This is a genomic window from Glycomyces sp. NPDC021274 (genome assembly GCF_040641195.1).
Taxonomy (GTDB): domain Bacteria; phylum Actinomycetota; class Actinomycetes; order Mycobacteriales; family Micromonosporaceae; genus Glycomyces.
Genome location: NZ_JBFADC010000089.1, coordinates 1 through 1,237, shown reverse-complemented (window position 1 = coordinate 1,237; position 1,237 = coordinate 1). Strand labels below are relative to the sequence as shown.

The 1,237-nt window shown below is 65.4% G+C and carries 1 protein-coding gene and 1 pseudogene; both read right to left on the bottom strand.

The genetic code is table 11. The features are described from left to right. Positions 1-127: GTP-binding protein (locus AB0I03_RS26795; RefSeq protein ID WP_309056233.1), on the bottom strand; the 127-nt coding region annotated here is incomplete at its 3' end. 158 nt (positions 128-285) lie between these two features. After that, positions 286-1,237 (bottom strand): annotated as a pseudogene (gene fusA, locus AB0I03_RS26790) (elongation factor G); the annotation flags it as partial.

The following is a 1,237-nucleotide window of genomic DNA, read 5'->3' as shown; positions in this document are numbered from 1 at the left end:
GGTCCGGGTACGCGTCGTGCAGCACCTTGGTAATGGCGGCCGTGAGGGTCGTCTTACCGTGGTCAATGTGACCGATGGTGCCGATGTTGACGTGCGGCTTAGTCCGCTCGAACTTCGCCTTCGCCACTGGGGTCCTCCTGTGGAGTGGTTCTGTACGCCTTACTCATCGGCGCCAGGTGATCTTTGCTGGATAGCCCGGGCCCGAGGGGCGTTCCTCCGCTGTTGCGGCGGAACGGCCCCTACGGGTTCCGGAGTCAAGCCTAGAGCGTGAACTCGACGGGTGAGTTACTCGCCCTTGGCCTTCGCGATGATCTCCTCGGCGACGTTCCGGGGAACCTCGGCGTAGGAGTCGAACTGCATCGAGTAGCTGGCGCGACCCGACGTCTTGCTGCGGAGGTCTCCGACGTAGCCGAACATCTCCGAGAGCGGAACCAGGCCCGTGACGAGCTTGGCGCCGGCGCGGTCCTCCATGGCCTCGATCTGACCACGGCGGGAGTTGATGTCGCCGATCACGTCGCCCATGTAGTCCTCGGGCGTGGTGACCTCGACCTTCATCATCGGCTCGAGCAGGGCCGGGCTGGCCTTGCGGGCGGCCTCCTTGAAGGCCATCGAACCGGCGATCTTGAACGCCATTTCCGACGAGTCGACCTCGTGGAACGCGCCGTCGAGGAGCGTGACCTTGACACCGGTCAGCGGGTAGCCGGCGAGAACACCGAACTCCATGGCCTCCTGGCAACCCGCGTCCACGGACGGGATGTACTCCCGCGGGATGCGGCCACCGGTGACCTTGTTCTCGAACTCGTACCCGTCGCCCTCGAGCGGCTCGATGGCGATCTGCACCTTAGCGAACTGGCCGGAACCACCAGTCTGCTTCTTGTGCGTGTAGTCGAGACGCTCGACCGCCTTGCGCAGGGTCTCGCGGTAGGCGACCTGCGGCTTGCCGACGTTGGCCTCGACCCGGAACTCACGCTTCATACGGTCGACCAGCACGTCGAGGTGCAGCTCGCCCATACCCGCGATGATGGTCTGGCCGGTCTCGTCGTCGGTGTGCACCTGGAACGAGGGGTCCTCTTCGGCCAGGCGCTGGATGGCGACACCCAGCTTCTCCTGGTCGCCCTTGGACTTGGGCTCGATGGCGACCTGGATGACCGGGGCCGGGAACTCCATCGACTCCAGGATCACCGGGGAGCCCGCGTCGCAGAGGGTCTCGCCGGTGGTGGTCTGCTTCAGACCCATG